We start from the raw sequence: 616 nt of genomic DNA, 5'->3' as shown, positions 1-616 counted from the left end.
CTCACACAGATTGTCTGATAAAAAGTCACGAGCAGAAAAAACCTCTACAGGCTTGTAGCTCAGGTGGTTAGAGCGCACCCCTGATAAGGGTGAGGTCGGTGGTTCAAGTCCACTCAGGCCTACCAGATTTGTCCTCATGCTGCGTTGTGCCGGCGGCTCGCATAGTTCACTATGCTTCGCGTCAGCACGCCTTGCCTGAGAAAAAATCGCATTCTTTACATGAAGAATGCAACTCCTGGTAGTAGTGGTCTCTGCAGTAACTGTATGGGGCTATAGCTCAGCTGGGAGAGCGCCTGCCTTGCACGCAGGAGGTCAGCGGTTCGATCCCGCTTAGCTCCACCATACATGCTGTTTTTTCTGAAATACCTCAGAGCGTACCGGCGACGGTGTGCTGTGACGTATTATGCTCTTTAACAATCCGGAACAAGCTGAAAATTGAAACGACATGGCGCGTTATTCCTCCGTAATAAGGAATGACAAGGCGACATGTCCGAGTCTCTCAAATGCTTACAGTCTGCAGCGTTGAAAAACGCCTGTGGGTTGTGAGGTTAAGCGACTAAGCGTACACGGTGGATGCCCTGGCAGTCAGAGGCGATGAAGGACGTGCTAATCTGCG

At 51.1% G+C, this 616-nt stretch carries 2 tRNA genes; both read left to right on the top strand.

The annotated features are described in order from the left end of the window. Nucleotides 1–48 precede the first annotated feature (48 nt). Nucleotides 49–125, top strand: a tRNA-Ile gene (locus tag AC1V0D_RS21960). A gap of 141 nt (nucleotides 126–266) precedes the next feature. Beyond that, nucleotides 267–342, top strand: a tRNA-Ala gene (locus AC1V0D_RS21955). The last annotated feature ends 274 nt before the right edge of the window (nucleotides 343–616 follow it).

The organism is Pantoea sp. PA1, from assembly GCF_056856975.1.
This window is presented reverse-complemented; position numbering and strand designations above follow the sequence as displayed.